Origin of the sequence: Photobacterium sp. Alg240-V54, assembly GCF_900537155.1 — a bacterium.
GTDB lineage: Bacteria > Pseudomonadota > Gammaproteobacteria > Enterobacterales > Vibrionaceae > Photobacterium.
The window spans coordinates 101828-124377 of sequence record NZ_UNRL01000005.1 but is presented as its reverse complement, the minus strand read 5'-3'; the positions used below and the strand labels follow the sequence as shown (position 1 = coordinate 124377).

The 22550-nt window shown below is 43.0% G+C and carries 24 protein-coding genes; 12 read left to right on the top strand and 12 right to left on the bottom strand.

What is annotated here, in order from left to right; genetic code table 11:
- Nucleotides 1-47: 47 nt before the first annotated feature.
- From G6R09_RS14045 to G6R09_RS14035, 3 genes are read right to left on the bottom strand one after another with little or no spacing between them, the layout of a single operon-like run.
- A complete protein-coding gene (locus G6R09_RS14045) occupies nt 48-818 on the bottom strand; it encodes a glycosyltransferase family 2 protein (protein WP_163923137.1) in 771 nt (256 codons plus the stop codon).
- Entirely contained in the window at nt 808-1770 is a 963-nt protein-coding gene (locus G6R09_RS14040; protein WP_163923135.1) for a capsular polysaccharide synthesis protein, read from the bottom strand. Before G6R09_RS14040 ends, G6R09_RS14045 begins: the two co-directional genes overlap by 11 nt.
- A 1-nt stretch (nt 1771) precedes the next feature.
- Nucleotides 1772-2836 carry a CDP-glycerol--glycerophosphate glycerophosphotransferase gene (locus G6R09_RS14035; protein WP_163923133.1) on the bottom strand — a complete coding sequence of 355 codons (1065 nt, stop codon included), beginning with the start codon at nt 2834-2836 and terminating at the stop codon, nt 1772-1774.
- A 121-nt stretch (nt 2837-2957) separates the two neighbouring features.
- Here G6R09_RS14035 and waaA point away from each other — a divergent pair, with 121 nt between their 5' ends.
- Entirely contained in the window at nt 2958-4238 is a 1281-nt protein-coding gene (gene waaA / locus G6R09_RS14030) for a lipid IV(A) 3-deoxy-D-manno-octulosonic acid transferase (protein ID WP_163923130.1), read from the top strand.
- On the opposite strand, the gene G6R09_RS14025 is transcribed toward waaA, so the two are convergent.
- Nucleotides 4235-4963 carry a 3-deoxy-D-manno-octulosonic acid kinase gene (locus G6R09_RS14025; protein WP_065169354.1) on the bottom strand — a complete coding sequence of 243 codons (729 nt, stop codon included), beginning with the start codon at nt 4961-4963 and terminating at the stop codon, nt 4235-4237. The genes waaA and G6R09_RS14025 overlap by 4 nt on opposite strands.
- A gap of 89 nt (nt 4964-5052) precedes the next feature.
- Here G6R09_RS14025 and G6R09_RS14020 point away from each other — a divergent pair, with 89 nt between their 5' ends.
- Nucleotides 5053-6120 carry a glycosyltransferase family 9 protein gene (locus tag G6R09_RS14020; RefSeq protein WP_163923128.1) on the top strand — a complete coding sequence of 356 codons (1068 nt, stop codon included), beginning with the start codon at nt 5053-5055 and terminating at the stop codon, nt 6118-6120.
- A 10-nt stretch (nt 6121-6130) separates the two neighbouring features.
- Entirely contained in the window at nt 6131-6616 is a 486-nt protein-coding gene (coaD, locus tag G6R09_RS14015) for a pantetheine-phosphate adenylyltransferase (protein ID WP_163923126.1), read from the top strand.
- Nucleotides 6617-6665: 49 nt separating this feature from the next.
- On the opposite strand, the gene G6R09_RS14010 is transcribed toward coaD, so the two are convergent.
- From G6R09_RS14010 to radC, 6 genes are all read right to left on the bottom strand, one after another.
- The gene (locus tag G6R09_RS14010) at nt 6666-7670 is read right to left on the bottom strand and encodes an NAD-dependent epimerase (protein ID WP_107204554.1); all 1005 of its coding nucleotides are present in this window, start codon (nt 7668-7670) and stop codon (nt 6666-6668) included.
- A 133-nt stretch (nt 7671-7803) separates the two neighbouring features.
- Nucleotides 7804-8613: a bifunctional DNA-formamidopyrimidine glycosylase/DNA-(apurinic or apyrimidinic site) lyase gene (mutM, locus tag G6R09_RS14005; RefSeq protein ID WP_065169270.1), complete on the bottom strand. Its 810-nt coding sequence runs from the start codon at nt 8611-8613 to the stop codon at nt 7804-7806.
- Nucleotides 8606-9127, bottom strand: coding sequence for a hypothetical protein (locus tag G6R09_RS14000; RefSeq protein ID WP_163923123.1), 522 nt, complete (start codon nt 9125-9127; stop codon nt 8606-8608). The genes mutM and G6R09_RS14000 overlap by 8 nt, the downstream gene beginning before the upstream one ends.
- Nucleotides 9128-9365: 238 nt before the next feature.
- Nucleotides 9366-9533, bottom strand: a complete 168-nt coding sequence (rpmG, locus tag G6R09_RS13995; protein ID WP_005371942.1) for a 50S ribosomal protein L33 — start codon at nt 9531-9533, stop codon at nt 9366-9368.
- 13 nt (nt 9534-9546) lie between these two features.
- Nucleotides 9547-9783, bottom strand: a complete 237-nt coding sequence (gene rpmB, locus G6R09_RS13990) for a 50S ribosomal protein L28 (protein WP_045039707.1) — start codon at nt 9781-9783, stop codon at nt 9547-9549.
- A 171-nt stretch (nt 9784-9954) separates the two neighbouring features.
- Entirely contained in the window at nt 9955-10629 is a 675-nt protein-coding gene (gene radC / locus G6R09_RS13985) for a DNA repair protein RadC (RefSeq protein ID WP_065169268.1), read from the bottom strand.
- Nucleotides 10630-10866: 237 nt separating this feature from the next.
- Between radC and coaBC the strand changes: the two genes are divergently transcribed.
- The 3 genes from coaBC to slmA all read left to right on the top strand — a co-directional run bounded on the left by coaBC (nt 10867) and on the right by slmA (nt 13373).
- Nucleotides 10867-12081, top strand: a complete 1215-nt coding sequence (coaBC, locus tag G6R09_RS13980) for a bifunctional phosphopantothenoylcysteine decarboxylase/phosphopantothenate--cysteine ligase CoaBC (RefSeq protein WP_163923121.1) — start codon at nt 10867-10869, stop codon at nt 12079-12081.
- Between the two features lie 9 nt (nt 12082-12090).
- Entirely contained in the window at nt 12091-12549 is a 459-nt protein-coding gene (gene dut, locus G6R09_RS13975) for a dUTP diphosphatase (RefSeq protein WP_065169266.1), read from the top strand.
- Nucleotides 12550-12782: 233 nt separating this feature from the next.
- Nucleotides 12783-13373: a nucleoid occlusion factor SlmA gene (gene slmA / locus G6R09_RS13970; RefSeq protein WP_065169265.1), complete on the top strand. Its 591-nt coding sequence runs from the start codon at nt 12783-12785 to the stop codon at nt 13371-13373.
- A 98-nt stretch (nt 13374-13471) separates the two neighbouring features.
- Here slmA and pyrE read toward each other — a convergent pair whose 3' ends face one another.
- Entirely contained in the window at nt 13472-14113 is a 642-nt protein-coding gene (gene pyrE, locus G6R09_RS13965) for an orotate phosphoribosyltransferase (RefSeq protein WP_065169264.1), read from the bottom strand.
- Nucleotides 14114-14272: 159 nt separating this feature from the next.
- The gene (gene rph, locus G6R09_RS13960; RefSeq protein WP_036789329.1) at nt 14273-14989 is read right to left on the bottom strand and encodes a ribonuclease PH; all 717 of its coding nucleotides are present in this window, start codon (nt 14987-14989) and stop codon (nt 14273-14275) included.
- Nucleotides 14990-15246: 257 nt separating this feature from the next.
- Between rph and G6R09_RS13955 the strand changes: the two genes are divergently transcribed.
- The 6 genes from G6R09_RS13955 to recG all read left to right on the top strand — a co-directional run bounded on the left by G6R09_RS13955 (nt 15247) and on the right by recG (nt 22334).
- Nucleotides 15247-16110, top strand: a complete 864-nt coding sequence (locus G6R09_RS13955) for a YicC/YloC family endoribonuclease (RefSeq protein WP_065169263.1) — start codon at nt 15247-15249, stop codon at nt 16108-16110.
- 211 nt (nt 16111-16321) lie between these two features.
- Nucleotides 16322-16948 carry a guanylate kinase gene (gmk, locus tag G6R09_RS13950; RefSeq protein WP_036789325.1) on the top strand — a complete coding sequence of 209 codons (627 nt, stop codon included), beginning with the start codon at nt 16322-16324 and terminating at the stop codon, nt 16946-16948.
- Between the two features lie 51 nt (nt 16949-16999).
- Nucleotides 17000-17278 carry a DNA-directed RNA polymerase subunit omega gene (rpoZ, locus tag G6R09_RS13945; RefSeq protein WP_036789323.1) on the top strand — a complete coding sequence of 93 codons (279 nt, stop codon included), beginning with the start codon at nt 17000-17002 and terminating at the stop codon, nt 17276-17278.
- Between the two features lie 15 nt (nt 17279-17293).
- Complete coding sequence (gene spoT / locus G6R09_RS13940) at nt 17294-19396, top strand: bifunctional GTP diphosphokinase/guanosine-3',5'-bis pyrophosphate 3'-pyrophosphohydrolase (RefSeq protein WP_163923117.1); 2103 nt, start codon at nt 17294-17296, stop codon at nt 19394-19396.
- A 125-nt stretch (nt 19397-19521) separates the two neighbouring features.
- Nucleotides 19522-20250, top strand: coding sequence for a tRNA (guanosine(18)-2'-O)-methyltransferase TrmH (gene trmH, locus G6R09_RS13935; RefSeq protein WP_065169352.1), 729 nt, complete (start codon nt 19522-19524; stop codon nt 20248-20250).
- Nucleotides 20251-20252: 2 nt separating this feature from the next.
- Nucleotides 20253-22334 (top strand): ATP-dependent DNA helicase RecG, encoded by a 2082-nt coding sequence (recG, locus tag G6R09_RS13930; protein WP_163923116.1) that lies wholly within the window; start codon nt 20253-20255, stop codon nt 22332-22334.
- Nucleotides 22335-22550: the final 216 nt, after the last annotated feature.

Sequence of the window (22550 nt, the reverse complement as noted above, 5' to 3'; positions counted from 1 at the left end):
AAAGGAGAGTATCCACTCTCCTTCATTAATAACTAAGCCATCGTTTATTAACTACGATCATGTTCAAGTAACCATAAACCGACATATTTATTAAAGCTCACCTGCGCATAAGTCATCGCAACAATAAAGCCAACGCTACCATCAAGAAACCCACGACGAATAATATAAATTAAAATAAAGGTCCATATTGCGCGTATTAATGCTAAACCTAATCCGTGAGATTTTTTACCTTTGCGATGGTATTTTTTTGAACCTAACCACGCATACTGTGCAGCTTTATCTAAACCATGGCCATAATCGCGATGAGTATAATGTAATAACAATCCATTAAGAACTTCTGTAGTACCGACGCTAGGTATCACCGTTTCATGGACTTCATCTAATGTATAACGCGCACCTTCACGCTTAAATAAACGTAATACTGAACGTGCACTACGTCCATATTTTAACGTCTTACCGTATAATGTAACTCCCCAAGGCAATCGATATGCAGTCGCAGTAATCGTCTCTTGAGACAACAATGATATTAATGCTTGTTGCATTTGCTCATCAAGTGCTTCATCAGCATCAATTGACAACACCCAATCACAGCTGGCTTTATCTAATGCTCGTTGTTTTTGCTTACCAAATCCAGGCCAATCAGTAACAGTAACGTTATCAGTATAACGCTGACAAATTGTAACAGTTTCATCGGTTGAACCACTATCTAATACAATGATTTCATCTGCAATATCAGCAATAGATTGCAAACATAACTCAACCCGATCCGCTTCATTCTTTGTGATTAATATAACGGATAAAGAATGCTTATTTGCCATCAACTAACTCCTTTTTTACTGTATTTAGCTTCAACATATATTGATAACGCTGCTGGTATAGTGGCTGTACTATATATTTTTCTCGATAAGTTTGTTTGGCAACAACACTTACACGAAAAACATCAAACTCATCATCGAGTTCTGCATATTGATTATTTTGCAACATAATTTGTTGCCAAACCGATTGATTTCGCGGTAGTTTTACGACCTCATTAAACAAATAAAACATCCAAAAATAAGGCGCACAATATTTTTTCTCAAGCAATGATAGTAATCGATGACCACTTCCTGCTGCACTTATTAAATCCGTTTTTTCCGCTAATAACCTCGTTGAAGTTAACCCTCTAATATCAAGTACAACTTTGCGAGGTTTGGTTAAATAATTCAAACTTTCCTGCAATAAATCTTGAATGATTGCGTTACCTTTATGGGCCGCTAAAAACCAAGATACTAACTGTCTATCATTGGATTGCTTCTCTCGAAAACAAAAAAAACCGGTCGTTGAGATGTCTAACCAGGTCGTTAATGGCTGTTTACAAAACGTGGTTGCATCAGCCCATACGCCACCAAAACGATTTAATAAATACAATCGTAATAGATCGCTCTTTCCAGCGGCACCGAGATCAACTGTCATCCCTTTAAATACCGCAAAAAAATCAAACCCAAGTTGATGCTGGATAGTCTTATTATCAAGTAAAATAACCTGATAATCAGGGTTCATAGCAACCCAAGAAGCATGACTCAACTTTACAACTTCAGGAGCAGACGCTAAGCCTGAATCCCAAAACATCCATATAACTTTATTCTCTCCACCCGCAATTTCCAGACTCGATAACGCTGTCAAAGCTGATGTAAAAGATTGATTTTCATCAGAAGATAAGATTGCTTTACGCTTAAATCGACATTTGATAATGCGTAAATTTTCTTTTAGTTTTCGATGCCATGATGCCATTTTATAATCCCCAATAGCCAAGCTTCTTACGCATTTTAAACTCACGTACGATATTAAGCGGTTTTGGTTTAAGTCCAGATAGACCTTCATTTAATAATTCGTTGGTTGCTGCCAACACTCGCTCACTTGAACACCCATCCTGATATGGATGGATTTGCTGACAATAGTTTTTAATATTAACCATTAAATCTGCGGGATAGGTCAACGCCTCACCAATCGCATGCTCCACTTCATCAGTACTGGTAACATTTAATAAATGCGGTAACGGATGTTGATTATTAAAGGTAACAACGGGCTTCCCTTGTAGTAGAAACATTAACAAAATCGATGAGGTATCACATAGCATAACATCAGCCGCCTGCAACACCGGGATCACGTTATCCGTTTCTACAAATGTTAAATTTGGCCCTTGCAACGCTTTATATTTTGCTACCGTTTCAGATGCCATCTTGGGATGAAACTGCACTAACCAGCGCCATTTACCAGTCGCAACCAATGCCTTGATGGTGTCATATAAATGAGGTGCACATGTCAAATTGCGTGAAAATGTCGAACACATAAGTACCGTTGGTCGAGGATCATCTATCGCACTATATGGGTTCGATTCAAGTGCAGTAAATAATGGGTCAAGCATAGGCCAGCCAGTTTGCTTTACTTTAAAGAAACCATATTGCTGAGCTAATTGCGTGAACCTTACCGTAGTATCCGGCCCTTGAGTACAATATAAATCAAAACAGCCACGAATTTCAAAATGGTCCTCTCTACCACGGCGATTTAGCTTGCCCGCATTAAACCCATGAAAAACACCAACTTTCAAACCTGGAATACAACGCGGAACAACATTCCCCGGCACAAAAACAGCATCAGGCTGCCAAGCTTTAACTTCAGCAACAGAGGTTAGCAGTTGCTCATTCTCATGTAAAAAACGACCATCGACATCATTCCCCTCAAAAAACCAACACACTTGCCCACCTTGTTTTAAGATCGCTTGTTGTAAAGGTCGTAAAATAGCAAATGAATAATTTTGAGCGATATACATTAAGTAGCGCTGAGGTAAATGAGTCATCGTTTTACTCTTTGTCCATAAAAGATCACAACATTCTACCTGAATTATTCGCTGAATCATCAGCTGTTAGATTTTTGATTGCTAGTTATAATAGAACTTTATTGTTACAGGTAGAGCCACCATGCTTGTTCGTGTTTTTTATACCCTACTATTAGCTTTAGCAGCTCCCATATTATTATGGGAGTTGTACCGAACTAAACCTGGAAAGCCCCGCTTTGGCGCTCGTTGGAAAGAGCATTTTGGTTTTACGCCAGCGTTACTCACAGCAGAACAACCGATTTGGATTCATGCAGCGTCAGTCGGAGAAGCTATTGCAATTGTGCCGGTTATTAAAGCACTCAAACGAGCCTCCCCTGAGCAAGCCATTGTGGTGACCACGACCACCAGCACTGGTGCTGAGCAAATAGCAAAATTAGGTGATTGGGTTGAACATCGCTATATGCCAATTGATTTTGGATGGTGTGTGCGTGGCTTTTTAAAAGTAATAAAGCCCAAATTATTTCTTATCGTAGAAAAAGAATTATGGCTCAATACCTTAACGTGTGTTCACCACCAAAACATTCCAACAATCATTGTTAATGCCCGCTTATCGGAACGTTCAGCCAAGCGCTACCAATCGTTTAGTTTTTTTACTCATCAATTGATCAATAAAATAGATAGAATTCTATGTTTACATGATGATGATGCTCGACGATTTATTGCTATTGGTGCTCAACAACATCAGGTAACGGTGACGGGCTCAATCAAATATGATCTCAGTATTGCTGACACTGTTTTTGAGCAAGCACGCCAACTGCGCCAACAACTCGGTATAGAGCGCCCTATTTTTGTCGCAGCGAGTACTCATCAAGGAGAAGACGAGCAAGTACTGGATGCCTATCAAGCCGTACAACAACAATATTCTAATGCGATGGTCATTATTGTTCCGCGTCACCCACAACGGTTCGACAGTGTAGCTAAACTCGCGCTAGATCGTGGCTTGCAAGTCCATCGCCGCACAGATGCCACACCAATCAATGCGAACACTCAGTTATATCTTGCTGATACGATGGGAGAAATGTTAGTCATGCTGGCCGCTGCTGATGTGACTTTTATGGGAGGAAGTTTAATTGGTGAAAAAGTAGGTGGGCATAATCTATTAGAGCCAGCAGCGGTGGCAAAGCCTGCCATTACCGGCCCTAGTTATTATAATTTTGAGGATATCACCCAGCAATTATTAGCCGCTGGTGCGATTGAAATCTGTAATAATAGCTACCAATTAGCGCAACAATTGATAGCATTATTTAATGACCCTCAACGCCAACAACATATGGGTATACAGGGCCAAAGAATAGTGATTGAAAACCAGGGTGCGGTGAATAAAACTATCGCAAGTATTAGTCACTATTTAACAGATGATTAACCTATCGTAATTCGAAGCTGACTTTTGTGTGCATAACCATCACACAAGGCAATCCAATCATCTTCACACCATTTAATCGCACGTTTATCGACTTCTTTGAGAAAAGAGCGCTTTAAACGTGCCAAATTGTCGACTTTCCAATCATCACCGTCACGACAACCACATTTATCAAAATCAATCAGCCATGGGCGCTGACTATCGTCTAATAAAATATTATGGGCATTTAAATCGGTGTGGCACACTTGCAAATCATGCATCTTACCAATCATTTCACCAATATCACGCCATACTGTTGCCGCGACCGTTTGGGTTTGTAGTAATGCGACTAAATCACGACTATTGGCAATCTTCTCTACCAAGATATCCGCTTTATATGTCAGACCTTTTTTAACTGCACGCGCGGCAACAGGACGTGGCACATTAACCCCACCATCACGTAATAATTTTAATAGCGCTAACTCAGCCCCACTGCGAGTGTTATGCCAATCAGTAAACCAATAGCTATCATTGTTCAGTTTAGCAAACAGCCCTCCACGGTGATAATGACGCAATGCCATTTCCAGTTTTTCATCGGCAACAAACCATGTTGTGCCACGCCCTTTGGCTGAACCAATAACTGCATCACGCTGACGCCAATACTCAATATCAAAGCAACCATGCGGATCTGCACTTAGATAATCGCTATCAAACCAAATGGCCTGGTTGTTACTGATAATTTCCTGCACTACAGCCTCTCTCGCATTTATTGTTGAATATTTTACAATTTCAATGGCTAGCGGCATAATTCACCAACCACTTTTAATAAGGTAATCTCATGGCTCTGTTCTCAACGCCACCACGTTCAATTTGTATCTTACGTTTATCTGCTATTGGTGACGTATGCCATGCGATTGCTGTTGTTCAAGCCATTCAACGCCAGTGGCCAACGACCGAAATCACTTGGGTTGCTGGTAAGGTTGAAGCACAGTTAATCAATGCATTACCCAATATTAAGGTGATCAGTTTTGATAAGAAAGCTGGCTGGAATGGCATTAAACAGGTTTGGCAACAACTTAAATCACACCGTTTTGATGCACTACTCGATATGCAAGTTGCCTTACGTGCAAGTGTACTATCTTTAGGTATTAAAGCTAAGTATCGAGTTGGGTTTAGTAAAAATAGAACCAAAGAAGGCCAATGGTTAGTTACGAATAAACACTTACCCAATACCGACAGTATACATGTTCTCGATAATATGGCTGATTTTGCACGTTTTATTGGAGTGTCTTTTACGACCCCAGAATGGAATATTCCACTGACGGCTGCAGATAACAGCATTGCTGCACAATATATTAATCAGCCAACACTGGTAATATCACCAGCAGCCAGTAAAGATGAGCGTAATTGGCTCCCTGAACGCTATGCGGCCATTGCAGATTATGCCGCAACTAAAGGCTTGGCCGTTATACTCTGCGGCTCACCGAGTGAACGTGAGCAACAATTGGGTCAACAAATTATCAGCCACAGCCAAGCACCAATCACTAATTTGATTGGTAAAACAACTCTGTTACAACTAACGGCACTATTACGTGCAGCGACTGTTGTGCTTGCGCCAGATTCAGGCCCAGCTCACTTAGCAACCACCCAAAACACGCCAGTAATTGGTCTCTATGGTCATAGTAACCCAGCGCGTACTGGGCCGTATTTATCGCAGCCATACACTGTTAGTGTGTATCAGCAAGTTGCGGAACAACATTACGGTAAACCATTGAGTGAGTTACCATGGGGAGCTCGCGTCAAAGGCAGTGATATCATGCCGCAAATTAGTGTGGCGATGGTCAAAGAAAAACTTGATAGTGTACTTCTATCAACATCGGTAATATCAACTTCACAACCCAAGTAAGTAACCTATTATGACAACACGTGTTATCTATCCCGGTACCTTTGATCCAATCACTAACGGCCACCTTGATCTTATTGAGCGTGCTGCGGCCATGTTTGATCATGTCATTGTTGGTGTGGCATTTAACCCGACTAAAAAGCCATTGTTCACATTAGAAGAGCGGGTTGACCTTGCCCAACAAATTACAGCACATTTGCCTAATGTTGAGATTGTTGGTTTTTCTGGCTTATTGGTCAATTTTGCCCAAGAGCACCATGCCAATATTTTAGTGCGTGGGTTACGTGCGGTGTCTGATTTTGAATATGAATTTCAACTCGCCAATATGAACCGACGTTTAATGCCTGAACTGGAAACGGTATTTTTAACACCGGCAGAAGAAAACTCATTTATTTCTTCAACCATAGTTAAAGAAGTCGCGCTCCATAAAGGGGATGTGAGTCAATTTGTTGATCCAATCATCACTCAAGCTTTATTGGCTAAATTTACTCAAATATAAACAAAAAAAGGGAGCACATCGGCTCCCTTTTCTACTCAATCATCATGACTTATTTGTTATAGTATTCGCGATACCAATCAACAAAGGCTTGTACGCCCTCTTTAACTTTCACTTCAGGCTTGTAGCCCGTTGCTGCAAATAAATCATCGGTATCAGCATACGTCATGTAAACATCACCCGGTTGCATTGGCATAAAGTTTTTCTTCGCCTCAACACCTAGTGATTCTTCAAGTGCTTCAACATAATCCATTAATTTAACTGGGCTACCATGACCAATATTATAAATACGGTATGGCGCAGAGCTCGTCGCTGGTGAGCCGGTTTCTACTGTCCACTCAGGGTTAGGTTGTGGAATCACATCCTGAATTCGAATAACACCTTCAACAATATCATCGATATAAGTGAAATCACGACTCATATCACCATTGTTATAAATATCAATTTCTTTACCTTCCATAATCGCATTAGTAAATTTAAACAATGCCATATCAGGACGACCCCACGGGCCATAAACAGTAAAGAAACGTAAGCCTGTCGTTGGAATGCCATAAAGGTGTGAGTAGCTATGCGCCATCAGTTCATTGGCTTTTTTAGCTGCTGCATACAATGATACCGGATGATCAACGCTATCTGCGGTATCAAATGGCATCTTTTGATTTAAGCCATATACCGAACTTGATGAGGCATAAACAAGGTGCTCAACCTTGTTATGACGGCAGCCTTCAAGGATAGTCAAATAGCCAATTAAGTTACTATCACCATAAGCCATTGGATTATCTATTGAATAACGTACACCCGCTTGACCTGCTAGATGGATCACGCGATTAAATTGTTGCTCTGCAAATAAGTTAGCAATTGCGTCACGATCAGCAAGATCCATTTCAATAAAGCTAAAATTATCATGCTTGATACGATCTAAGCGAGCATGCTTTAACGCAACCTCATAATAATCATTAAGGTTATCGATACCAACCACTTGGTGGCCTTGAGCACATAAACGCTCTGTCACTGCACTACCAATAAAACCAGCAGCTCCAGTTACTAAATATTTCATTTCCTAGCCCTTTCTGTGTTTTAAAAACACGCAGTATACTTATAAAATTTTTAGCTATGATAGCAATATTGGTCAGGATTACTGCTCAAAAAAAATGAACCTATGCTTAATTAAAATCGAATAAATAACTCACTCAGTGCTGACACTTATCACAAAAAAACGTGGCTCGTTGACCAAGTTTTATCTCAGTTAAAAGCTCACCACAACGTGGACAAGGCTGACCACCTTTACCATAAACCTGTAATTCTTGCGCAAAATAACCTGGTTTACCGTCAGCATTTTTAAAATCTTTTAGCGTTGTTCCGCCTTGAGCAATCGCTTTGTTTAATACTTTTTTTATTTCATTGACCAGCAAGTGTAACTTTTGAGATGAGATTTTACCTGCAGGACATTGTGGATCAATTCCTGCCGCAAATAACGATTCATTGGCATAAATATTACCGACGCCAACCACAACATGATTATCCATGATCAGTAATTTAATCGCTTTACGCTTTGCTTGCGCCTTAGCAACTAAATAATCGCCATTAAAATCCTCGCTTAATGGCTCTGGGCCCATTTTATCTAATACGGGATGTTGTTCCCCTATCGGCTGCCATAGCCATGCCCCAAAGCGACGAGGATCGTTATAACGCAAGATCTCACCACTCCCCAACACCAGATCGACATGATCATGTTTTTCAACCACCGATCCTGCCGCTAAAATACGCAAACTGCCAGACATACCAAGATGAACAATCGCATAGCCGATATCGGTTTCTAATAATAAATATTTGGCTCGTCGAACAACCTTGTGAATTACCTGCCCTTCAATCTGTTTTATCGCATCAGGAATTGGCCAACGTAATTTTGCATTACGTATGATAATTTTAGTTACCGTTTGTCCAACGATATGAGGAGTGATCCCCATACGAGTCACTTCAACTTCAGGTAATTCAGGCATCTTTCACTTGCTCCGATAATAATGATAATTTTGACGATAATGGTGGAAATAAAAAATCACCCGCCACTGTTACCGCTAACCAGTCGCCAGTGCCAGTGTTTAGCAACCAAAAATGCGATAATTGATAAGCAGTGATCCGCTGGGGTTGCGACAGACCGACAAACCATGCTTCAACAGTGTGCGGCAACAACAATTGCTTTTTTAATACTGATAACTGCTGTTGGCTAATTTGGGTCCCCTTTAAGGTTTGCCACCGAGCAATAACAGCTGCGATATCGAACGTCACCACAGGCTGACTCTTCCACCCCATCGCTGACTGCTGAAAAGTCATTGTTGGTAACACTAATCGTTGAATAATACGATCCTGAGCAAATAATGGTATCACCACCGCTGACGTATTCATCTCTGTTGTAGTGAAACGTGCACGAATAAGCTCTGGAAGCTGTATGACAGCGATAAAAGCTAAAACCCCAATGATGATAACGTTATTCCATCCCCGTCGCGTTAAACGCATTCTCAGGTGCTCCTATGCGCAATTATCAATACAGACTAAGATAACATTGCTACTCGCAGCAGCAATAGCCAATTATGTCAGTGTCTAATGGAGTATACAGGGAAAGCAGGGAAAGCAGGGAAAGCAGGAAAGCAGGAAAGCAGGAAAGCAGGAAAGCAGGAAAGCAGGAAAGCATGCTGAATTTTAAATATAAAAAAACCCAGCTAGGCTGGGTTTTTATCAAAGATTTAAAAATCAATTACTTGATTTTAGCTTCTTTGTAAAGCACGTGCTGGCGAACTACTGGATCAAATTTCTTGATCTCAAATTTGCCTGGCATGTTGCGCTTGTTCTTGTCGGTAGTGTAGAAGTGGCCTGTACCAGCTGATGATACTAGACGGATCTTCTCACGAATGCCTTTAGCCATTGTTCAAATTCCTCTAAACGTTCTCGCCGCGGACACGCATCTCTGCAAGAACGGTATCAATACCTTTCTTATCAATGATACGCATACCTTTAGCAGTAAGACGTAGTTTAACGAAGCGTTTTTCGCTTTCTACCCAGAAACGATGAGTTTGCAGGTTCGGCAGAAAACGACGCTTGGTGGCATTACGTGCGTGTGAACGGTTGTTACCCGTTACAGGACGCTTACCAGTTACTTGGCATACTCGGGACATTACTGTCTTCTCCAAATCGTTTCGCTCGATATCTACCATGGAAATTTAATGTAAAATTCAATTTTACATATAACCACAGCTATCAAAGGTCGCGCATTATACTAAGTCAAAACCAGTTGCTCAAGTCCCGAGCAGATCCTTTCTCACTTTTTTTGTCGAAAATTGTCTATTTTATAGCCAACCGCGCTCGGCAAAGGAAATAACTTCTCCCTCACCGACAACAAAATGATCCAGAACACGAATATCGACTAAAGCCAGCGAATCGCTGATCTTGCGGGTTATTCGATGGTCAGCCTGACTAGGTTCAGCAACGCCTGATGGGTGATTATGCGCTAAAATTAACGCCGCTGCATTAAGTTCTAACGATCTTTTTACAACTTCACGCGGATAGACGCTCGCACAATCAAGCGTTCCTTCAAATAATACCTCTCCAGTGATCACTCGGTGTTGATTGTCTAGGAATAGGATATAAAAGGCTTCGCGCTGTTTATGGCGTAATTTTTTGACTAAATATTGGCGTGTATTTTGTGGATTTGTGAGCGCGTTATCTTTTTTTAAAATTTCTTCTAAATATCGCTCTCCCATTGCTAAAACGGCCTGCAACAGAGCAAATTTTGCCGGACCCAAGCCCTTAACCTCACAAAAAGTTTCTTTATCTGCAGCCAGCAAGGCGCGTAATGAACCAAATTCTTGCAATAAATACGTCGCCAATTCCAACGCGTTCATCCCTTTAATGCCAGTGCGTAAAAAAATGGCTAATAATTCAGCATCGGTGAGTGACTCACAACCGTGAGATAATAATTTTTCGCGCGGACGCGATGCTAATGGCAATTGCTTAAGCGACATATTGTCTCCTTATTGGTATACCACTAGCAAAACAGCCATCACTTTTTACACAACCTACCCAGTACTGTTTTTTGAAATCATCGACAATTTTTAGGGATAATATGACTATTTACAATCATAAAACCTCGACACGATCACTGATAAAAAAACCTAACCACCATTGCAAGCGATGATCGTTGATAGATTTGATGCTATCGTGTCAGCAAAATTTATTGGCTTCTAGACACAGGCAAAACCATGCAAACACTGGCAGGAAAAAAAATCCTTCTCGGCATTAGCGGCGGTATCGCTGCCTACAAATGTGCAGAGCTTACGCGTCGCTTAATTGAACGCGGCGCACAAGTTCAAGTTGTAATGACCACCGCAGCACAAGAATTCATTACACCACTAACCATGCAAGCGGTATCGGGAAATCCTGTTTCAAGTAGCTTATTAGACCCTTCTGCCGAGGCATCAATGGGTCATATTGAGCTGGCTAAATGGGCCGATTTGGTGTTACTCGCGCCCGCAACAGCCGACTTAATTGCTCGCATCAGTGCCGGCATGGGTAATGATTTGCTGTCGACACTGTGTTTAGCAACTGATGCGCCTATTGCTGTTGCACCGGCAATGAATCAGCAAATGTACCGCAACGTCGCCACTCAAGAAAATCTACTTACGCTTCAGCGGCGTGGGTTTAGGTTATGGGGACCGGCTAGTGGCGAACAGGCTTGTGGTGATGTGGGTCCAGGACGAATGCTTGAACCAATGCAACTGGTGCACCATTGCGAAGATTTTTTTCAACAGCCTGATCTAGCAGGATTAAATATCGTCATTACTGCTGGCCCTACTCGTGAAGCGATAGATCCAGTACGTTATTTAAGTAATTACAGCTCAGGTAAAATGGGCTTTGCCATTGCAACAGCAGCGGCTAAACGCGGCGCTAATGTGACCTTAATCAGTGGCCCAGTAAACCTAACTACACCTGTGGGGGTAACACGGGTTGATGTCAGTAGCGCTATCGACATGCAGCAAGCTGCGTTAGCTTACGCGGTAAAAAATGAAATCTTTATCGCCTGTGCCGCAGTGGCAGATTTCCGCCCTGCGCAGATTGCTGAACAAAAAATGAAAAAACAATCAGACAACGAAACAATAACCATTCAACTGGTGAAAAACCCTGATATCGTTGCTGCTATTGCTGCGCTTACTGACCAGCGTCCCTTTACAGTTGGCTTTGCCGCTGAAACTCAGGATGTCGAGCACTATGCGCGTGGCAAACTCGCCACCAAGAAGCTTGATCTTATTTGTGCCAATGACGTTTCAGTACAAGGACAAGGCTTTAATAGCGACACCAATGCACTCCATTTATTCTGGCCTAATGGTGATAAAGCATTACCATTAACCACTAAAGCCGATCTTGGCCAACAATTAGTGACCGAAATTGTTGCCCTTTATCAACACGCCACGCACTAGAGCATTATTATGAACACTATCGATCTTAAAATTCTTGACCCTCGTGTTGGAACTGAGTTTCCATTACCTGCTTATGCAACCACAGGCTCTGCTGGGCTTGATTTACGTGCGTGTCTTGATCAAGCATTAACCGTCGCACCAGGGGAAACTCACCTGGTGCCGACCGGCTTAGCGATTCATATTGGTGATTCAAATCTAGCAGCAACGATTTTGCCACGTTCAGGTTTGGGTCATAAGCATGGCATTGTGCTAGGTAACCTAGTTGGTTTAATCGATTCAGATTATCAAGGCCAACTAATGGTATCTGTCTGGAACCGTGGTGACACAACCTTCACAATCGAGCCTGGTGATCGTATTGCGCAATTAGTTTTTGTGCCTGTGGTACAAGCACAATTTAATATTGTGACTGATTTTGACGATGCAAGTCTTCGTGGTGAAGGTGGTTTTGGTCACTCAGGCCGTCAATAAGTTCATTGCCATCAATAAATATCAGTTATGCTTTTAACGCATGAATTTATTTTGATGCTAAAATAACCGATAACGATCAAACACAAAGCGCAACTATTGAGGGTTGCGCTTTTTTTACTGATAAACTGCATACATTTATCATCCAGTGCTTTTCACGACGCAATGGCATCGCTAAGATAAGCGGGTTTCATGCTGTCCATGGACAGTCTCATTTTGCTAAGGAACGATAATTCATGGCTGGCACCAAAAAAAGCAATCGCCGCGAAGAGATACTTCAGTGTCTTGCTCATATGTTGGAATCAAATCAAGGAAGCCAACGTATTACCACCAAAATGCTGGCGGCTAATGTTGGGGTCTCGGAAGCTGCACTCTATCGCCACTTCCCAAGTAAAGCACGGATGTTTGAAGGCCTGATTGAATTTATCGAAGATTCAATTACCACTCGTATTAACCGTATTCTTGACGATGAAAAAGATACCCTTACCCGCCTGCGTATGGTGCTACAACTGATCTTGATGTTTGGTGAGCGTAATCCCGGTTTGAGCCGTATCATGACCGGTCACGCATTGATGTTTGAACAAGATCGCTTACAGTCACGCATTAATCAGTTATTTGAACGTATTGAATCACAATTACGTCAAATTCTTAAAGAACGTAAATTACGTGAAGGCAAGGGCTTCCCTATTGATGAATCCATTTTAGCCGCCCAGTTATTAGGCCAGGTGGAAGGCAGCTTAAGTCGCTATGTTCGTTCAAGCTTTAAATATAAGCCAACTGAAAACTTTGATGATTATTGGCAACTGCTTAGCGGTCAATTAGGTTAATCAAACTCGGTATTGATTTAATCCATCAACAGCGGCATAAAAAAAGCGAGCCTCAATCGAGACTCGCTTTTTTATTATTCGGTAGTAATTTAAGCTAATTACACACCGTATTGAGTTCGGTACGCAGTAACAGCGGCTAGATGCTGTTCCATGCCCGCTTGCTCGCTTAAATAAGTCACCACATCGCCTAGCGAGACAATTGAAATCACCGCGCAACCAAAATCACGCTCGACTTCCTGAATCGCAGACAATTCGCCTTGACCTTTTTCTTGACGATCAATCGCCACTAATACGCCCGCTAAATCAGCGCCATTGGCTTTAATAATTTGCATTGATTCACGAATCGCGGTCCCTGCAGTGATCACATCATCAACCAACATAATGCGGCCTTCAAGTTCACTACCAACTAGATTGCCACCTTCGCCATGGTTTTTGGCTTCTTTACGGTTAAAGCAATATGGCGTATCAATATCATGATGATCAGCCAATGCTACAGCGGTAGTGGTCGCAATTGGAATCCCTTTGTACGCTGGGCCAAATAACACATCAAACTCAATCTTAGCGTCAACCAATGCTGCAGCATAAAAGCGGCCTAGACGCGCAAGATCACGACCAGTATTAAATAATCCCGCGTTAAAGAAATACGGACTTTTACGACCCGATTTCAGAGTAAACTCACCAAACTTTAATACGCCTTTTTCTAGGGCAAATTCGATGAACTGACGCTGATATGCTTTCATTGTGGCTCCTTAAACGACTTTCGTGTTTTACAATGTTGAAGATAGAAGCAACCTTTACCCATCTCAGTGGTAAAACTGTTGCCGCTGAAATCAATGATTATTCCTCTAACCAATAAATTTCAGATAAAAAAAAGCGGCTCCAATAGGAACCGCTAACAATTAGTTTTCTAAGGCTTGTTTCTGCATCGAAATAATATCGGTGATGCCGTCTTTGGCCAGTGCTAGCATTGCCAGCAACTCTTCATGGCTAAACGCCTCACCCTCAGCAGTACCTTGAATCTCAATCATCTTGCCGTCTTCGGTCATCACCACATTCATGTCGGTTTCAGCGGCGGAATCTTCAAGATACTCAAGATCGCAAATTGGCTCGCCTTTATAGATACCAACCGACACTGCAGCAACCATGCCTTTAAGTGGGCTTTTCTTGATCATGCCTTTTTCAAGCATATAATTGATTGCATCGACCAATGCCACCATTGCGCCGGTGATAGAGGCTGTACGTGTGCCACCATCTGCTTGAATCACATCACAATCAACAGTGATCATTTGCTCGCCAAGCACTTTCAAATCAACCGCAGCACGTAAACTACGCGCAATCAGACGTTGAATTTCCATAGTGCGACCGCCTTGCTTACCGCTAGCCGCTTCACGGCGATTACGAGTATGCGTGGCGCGTGGCAACATACCATATTCTGCAGTCACCCAACCTTGGCCTTTACCTTTAAGCCAACGCGGCACATTTTCTTCAACACTGGCAGTACAAATTACTTTGGTGTTGCCAAATTCAACCAATACTGAACCTTCAGCATGGGCTGTATAGTTACGAGTAATAGTGATTGGACGTACCTGAGTGGCACTTCTTCCGCTTGGACGCATCGGGATTTCCCTTTGGCTGGATGATATTAACCGGCGATTATAGCGACATCTCAATCCCAGTGCACGAGAAAACCATCGCTTAAATGATAGATTCAACCTTGTTTTGCATTTACAGCAGTAGCCCACAACCTGTGATCTCGCATATAATAATAAAACTCGGTTACGACGCACCTCTATTGTAATTAAAAGATCAGACTTACCGTGCAATACGCTAAGTTTAGCCGTCGCGACCATCATAACCAAAGGGCCACAAGCCAATGATCCATAGTATGACTGCTTATGCTCGTCGCGAAATAAAAGGCGACTGGGGCACTGCTGTGTGGGAAATCCGCTCAGTAAACCAACGTTATCTTGAAACTTACATTCGTATGCCTGAACAATTCCGTAGCCTTGAGCCGGTATTGCGCGAGCGTTTTCGTAAACGTCTAGCACGCGGTAAAGTTGAATGTAATCTTCGTTACGAAGCTAACACAGCTGCCAATACTGAACTCACCATCAATGAAGCCTTAGCTAAACAAGTCATTCATGCGGCGCGTTGGGTAACAGAAACAGCAGGTGAAGGTAATATTGGTCCATTCCAAGTGCTTAACTGGCCAGGCGTGATGGAAGCACCCGAACAAGATTTAGACGTGATAAATAAAGATCTACTTGCGGGCTTTGAGCTTGCTATGGATGATTTTATTGCGGCACGTGCTAGCGAAGGCGACAACATGAAGCAGTTGATCGACCAACGTTTAGCTGCAATTTCAACAGAAGCGATCAAAGTACGTGCTTTAATGCCACAAATTATGGTGTGGCAACGTGAGCGTATTATGTCGCGTCTTGATGAAGCTAAAGTCGATCTAGACAGCAACCGCCTAGAGCAAGAGCTGATCATGCTGGCGCAAAAAAGTGATGTTGCCGAAGAGCTTGATCGCCTTGATTCACATGTAAAGGAAACCAACAAAATTCTCGCTAAAGGTGGCGCATGTGGTCGTCGTCTTGATTTTATGATGCAAGAATTTAACCGTGAATCAAACACATTGGCATCAAAATCAATTAATACCGACGTCACAGCATCTGCGGTTGAACTCAAAGTTTTGATCGAGCAAATGCGTGAACAAATCCAGAACATTGAGTAAATAATCGCTACTCACGCTTTCCAAGTTAATACTCTTTAGCTTGGAAAGTGGTTTGAAAAGGCAGTCTGATTATGAAATATCAATAAAGCCAGCTAGGCTTAAATTGTATTGACTCCGTAAAAAAGATGAATTTTCAAGCAATCAGCTAATTTCAATTATGCGCAGATCGTGATAATCTTCGCGCCCTTCTATCACTGAGTGAAAATAGGCAATGAGCAAAGGTACTCTATACATCGTGTCGGCCCCGAGTGGTGCTGGTAAATCAAGTCTGATTAATGCCCTTCTTGAAACTAACCCGACCTATGACATGAAAGTATCCGTGTCCCATACGACTCGTGGCATGCGCCCGGGCGAGGAAAACGGCGTTCATTACAATTTCGTTAGCGTAGAAGAATTTACCGACTTGGTAGAACAAGGTGCATTCCTTGAGCATGCCGAAGTGTTTAGCAATTACTATGGTACTTCTCGTCCATGGATTGAACAGCAGTTAAATAAAGGTATTGATGTCTTTTTAGATATCGATTGGCAAGGTGCACGTCAAATTCGTAAACTGATGCCAGCCGCTAAAAGCTTGTTTATCCTACCTCCGTCAAAAGAGGAATTGGAGCGTCGACTTAATACTCGTGGTCAAGACAGCGAAGCTGTTATTGCGCGTCGTATGGAAGAAGCACGTTCAGAGATCTCACACTATAACGAATACGATTATGTAATCGTTAATGACGATTTCGATGTCGCATTAATTGACTTTAAAGCAATTATTCGTGCAGAACGATTGAAGCAAGACAAGCAAACTGCTAAATATAGAAGCATGTTGACTGCGCTACTAGCAGATCAGTAAGTTATTTTGTACAATTTTCTATTCCTAATTTAATAACCACTGGAGTCCTCCATGGCACGCGTAACCGTTCAAGACGCTGTTGATAAAATTGGCAACCGTTTCGATCTGATCCAAATTGCTGCTCGCCGCGCACGTCAAATGCAAACCGGCGGTAAGGATCCATTGGTTCCTGAAGAAAACGACAAATACACAGTAATTGCACTTCGTGAAATCGAAGAAGGCCTAATTACTAAAGATATCCTTGATGCTCGTGAGCGTCAGGAACTGCAAGAGCAAGAAGCAGCTGAATTAGCAGCTGTTAGTGCGATTGCTGGCGACCATCACCGTTAATCAGGAAACCAGGCATTGTATCTTTTTGATAGCCTGAAAGAAGTCGCAACCAAGTACCTGTCGAAGTCTCAAATTGAGGTGCTTCGACAGGCTTATCTTGTTGCTCGCGACGCCCATGAAGGCCAAACTCGTTCAACAGGCGAGCCTTATATCATCCATCCAGTTGCGGTTGCCCGTATTCTGGCGGAAATGCGTCTCGATATTGAAACACTGATGGCAGCGTTGCTGCATGATGTGATTGAAGATACCGAGGTCACTAAAGAGGATCTAGCCTGCCGCTTTGGCGATACTGTTGCCGAATTGGTTGATGGCGTCTCTAAACTCGATAAACTCAAATTCCGCGATCGCAAAGAAGCGCAAGCTGAAAACTTCCGTAAAATGATCATGGCAATGGCGCACGATATTCGCGTTATTCTGATCAAACTTGCTGATCGTACTCACAATATGCGTACGTTAGGGGCACTACGTCCTGATAAACGCCGCCGCATTGCTCGTGAAACCCTTGAAATATTCTCTCCGCTTGCCCACCGTCTTGGTATTCATAACATCAAATCTGAACTTGAAGAGCTTGGCTTTGAAGCGTTATATCCCAACCGCTACCGCGTCCTAAAACAAGTCGTCGCAGCAGCCCGTGGCAACCGCAAAGAAATGATTAATAAAATTCACGCAGAAATTGAGGGTCGCCTTAATGATGCGGGAATAGCAGCAGAAGTATCTGGTCGCGAAAAGAATTTATACTCCATCTATAATAAGATGAAGAATAAAGAACAGCGCTTCCATTCGATCATGGATATCTACGCCTTCCGCGTTTTAGTCGATGATCTTGATACTTGCTACCGCGTTTTGGGTCAGGTACATAATCTGTATAAACCCCGCCCAAGCCGCATGAAAGACTATATTGCAATTCCAAAAGCCAATGGCTATCAATCGCTGCATACTTCACTGGTTGGCCCTCATGGGGTACCGGTTGAAGTTCAAATTCGCACTGAAGATATGGATCAGATGGCGGATAAAGGTGTGGCTGCGCATTGGACTTACAAAGACGGTGAAACCCCAGGGACCACCGCCCAAGTTAAAGCTCAACGTTGGATGCAAAGTCTACTAGAACTTCAACAAAGTGCGGGTAGCTCGTTTGAGTTTATCGAAAACGTTAAATCTGATCTTTTCCCTGATGAAATTTACGTTTTTACCCCTAAAGGTCGCATTGTTGAATTACCTGTGGGCGCAACGGCAGTTGATTTTGCCTATGCTGTGCATACCGATATAGGTAATACTTGTGTCGGCTCTCGTGTCGATCGCCAACCTTACCCATTAAGTAAACCACTGAAAAATGGTCAAACCATCGACATTATTAGCGCCCCTGGTGCGCGACCTAATGCGGCATGGCTTAACTATGTGGTTACTTCACGTGCGCGTACTAAAGTGCGTCAGGTTCTAAAAACCATGCGCCGTGATGAGTCGATTACCCTTGGGCGTCGATTACTTAATCATGCCTTAGGTGGTGTCAACATGCAGACAATTGCGGCTGAAAACATTACCAAAGTATTAGCCGATCTAAAACTTGAAACCGTTGATGATTTATTAACGGAAATCGGTTTAGGTGAGCTAATGAGTGTGGTTATTGCACGCCGATTATTAGGTAATGCCGATGAACTCACTGCCAAAAACAGTGATCGCCGCTTACCAATTCAAGGTGCTGACGGTATTTTGCTGACGTTTGCCAACTGTTGTCATCCAATCCATGGTGATCCGATTGTTGCTCATGTCAGTCCTGGTAAAGGCTTGGTTATTCACCGTGAAGAATGTGCCAATATTCGTGGTTACCGTAAAGAACCCGATAAGTACATGGCGGTTGAATGGAGTGAAGATTTTGAGCAAGAGTTTGTCACTAACCTCAAAGTCGACATGCAAAATCACCAAGGTGCACTGGCAGACTTAACCAACACGATTGCAGCAACAGGCTCTAATATTCAAGGTTTAGCGACCGAAGAAAAAGACGGCCGTCTGTATACGATCACCGTCCGTTTGACCACCAAGAGCCGTGTCCACTTGGCCAATATCATGCGTCGTATTCGCATCATGCCAGATGTGGTACGGGTTGCTCGCCAAAAAAATTAACCGCAGCCATTGAATCTGCTGTTGATACTATGAATAAAACGCCCACTCATGGGCGTTTTGTGTATTTGGCTACCAATCCATATTATTATGGTGTCATTGTTATTATTGCCAATGGCTTAAACCGTATGACTCCTGATCGCTTTCAACGTATCCATCAAGTATTAGCTACTCGCCAACCTGATCTCACCGTGTGTATGGAAGAAGTCCATAAACCCAATAATGTCTCTGCTATTATTCGTACCGCTGATGCCGTTGGCGTCCATAAAGTGCATGCCGTGTGGCCAAAAGAGGCCATGAAAGTATTGAGTCATACTTCAGCTGGCGCTCGTAACTGGGTCGAGCTTGAAACCCATGACACCATGGTTGAGGCTGTTAATGCCCTTAAAGCACAAGGCATGCAAGTCCTTGCAACGAATTTATCTGCCTCTGCGGTTGATTTTCGTGAGGTCGATTACACCAAACCAACCGCGATTATTCTCGGTGGTGAAAAAAATGGCATCACCGCTGAAGCATTAGCGTTGGCTGATCAAGATATTATTATTCCCATGGTCGGCATGGTGCAATCTCTCAATGTTTCTGTCGCCAGTGCATTAATTCTCTATGAAGCACAACGCCAACGTCAAAATGCAGGCATGTACGATCGCACCACCACCTTACTTGATGATAGTGTGGTCAATCGAATCCTATTTGAGCGTGGACATCCGGTATTAGCCAATGTCGCTAAACAGAAAAACTTACCGTACCCGCAATTAGATGATCAAGGCCAGATTGTTGCCGACGAGCAATGGTGGGCAGCAATGCAAGCCAAAAAGGTCAAACGCCCTGTCGCAACTAGCGTAATTAACAAGGACTAACCATGAGCGGACAACTCCTCAACACTATCGCCCTCACTGAACTGGCTGGTGTTGGCGCCAAAATGGCAGAAAAACTCCATAAAATTGGACTTAATAACGTCCAAGATGTGCTGTTTCACTTGCCACTTCGTTATGAGGATCGTACCCGCATTTGGCCAATTAATCGGGTTGCGCCCGGTCAATTTTTAACGGTTCAAGGCGAAGTTAGCCATTGCAGTATTCAATTTGGCAAACGCAAAATGCTAACGGTAAAAATTGGTGATACTACAGGCTCAGTGACGTTAAAGTTTTTTAATTTTAATGCCGCGATGAAAAACAGCTTTAGCCAAGGCAAGCAAGTAAAAGCCTATGGTGAAATTAAAGGTAGCCAGTTTGGACTTGAAATCATTCATCCCGATTACCGCCTTTTTTCTGAACCTACAGCGCTGAGCGTTGAAGAAACCTTAACGCCGGTTTATCCCACCACCGATGGTTTACGCCAAGCGACATTGCGCAATTTAACCGATCAAGCACTCGCTTTACTTGCAAAGTCGGCGGTTACCGAGTTACTCCCTGCTGGTCTTTATGATCAGCAAATGACCCTCGCTCAAGCATTACAATTGATGCATCGTCCGACGGCTGATATTTCATTAGAACAATTTGATGCCGGTAAACACCCAGCCCAAAAGCGGTTAATTTTAGAAGAGCTACTCGCACAAAATTTATCAATGCTGGCACTGCGCAGTAAAGGACAGCAACATCAAAGTTGGTCATTAGCACCACAAGACACTCTCAAGCAACAGCTACTCGCCAGTTTACCGTTTACACCAACAGGCGCGCAGCAACGGGTTGTAGCTGATATTGAGGCTGATCTTGCACAACCACAACCAATGATGCGCCTAGTACAAGGGGATGTTGGCTCAGGAAAAACTCTGGTGGCCGCGCTTGCAGCTTTACGCGCCATTGAGCATGGTTATCAAGTGGCATTAATGGCACCGACCGAATTACTCGCCGAGCAACATGCGCTCAACTTTGCGCAGTGGCTCAATCCTATGGGGATTGAAGTCGGTTGGATGGCGGGCAAACTCAAAGGTAAAGCACGAGAAAAAGAGCTGGTTCGCATTGCCAATGGTGACGCCAAAATGGTGGTCGGTACTCATGCTTTATTTCAAGACCAAGTAGTATTTCAGAACCTTGCGCTGATTATTATCGATGAACAACACCGTTTTGGTGTCCATCAGCGGTTAGATCTGCGAGAAAAAGGGGCGACAAACGGTTGTTACCCGCACCAATTAGTGATGACGGCCACTCCAATTCCACGCACCCTCGCCATGACAGCTTATGCCGATATGGATACCTCGGTGATCGATGAGTTACCACCAGGACGAACGCCAATTCAAACTGTTGCGCTACCTGATAGCCGTCGCCCACAAATTATTGAGCGTATTCGCGCCGCATGTCAGCTGGAAGGTCGCCAAACCTATTGGGTTTGCACCTTGATTGATGAATCAGAAGTATTAGAAGCTCAAGCGGCATCAGATACCGCCGATGAACTGACCCGTCTATTACCCGATCTCAAGGTTGGTTTAGTTCACGGTCGAATGAAGCCCAAAGAAAAACAACTAATTATGGCAAGTTTTAAAGCCGGTGAAATTGATCTACTGGTGGCGACTACCGTTATCGAAGTCGGGGTTGATGTACCCAATGCCAGTTTAATGGTGATTGAAAACCCAGAACGGCTTGGATTAGCGCAATTACACCAATTACGCGGTCGAGTCGGTCGCGGCCAAATCGCCAGTCATTGTGTGTTGCTTTACCATGCGCCACTGACCAAAACGGCTCAAAAGCGCTTAGCGGTGTTACGAGAAAGCAGTGATGGGTTTGTGATTGCGCAGCGCGATCTTGAAATTCGAGGCCCAGGTGAATTATTAGGCACTAAACAAACGGGTATTGCCGATTTTAAAGTGGCTGATTTAATTCGCGATCAATACTTAATTCCTCAAGTGCAAAAACTCGCACGTTATATTCACGACCAATATCCTGATAATGCTGCAGCGATTATCGACCGCTGGATAGGCCAACGTGAAAATTATTCTAACGCCTAGCATCGATACTATCGCGGTTATTGCAGCTTAACGCTAATAACCGCATAGTTTACCCTTGGTTAATAGCCGTTAATTAATCAAATCACTCAAGATAAAGCAAACGATTGCTATTTTTAAAAAGATAATTACAATAGCGGCAAAATTTCACTACTTTACTCTCTGCCAGTGTTGATTTGGTTCTGACTAACAGCAATCACAGATCACCGCCAATCACAC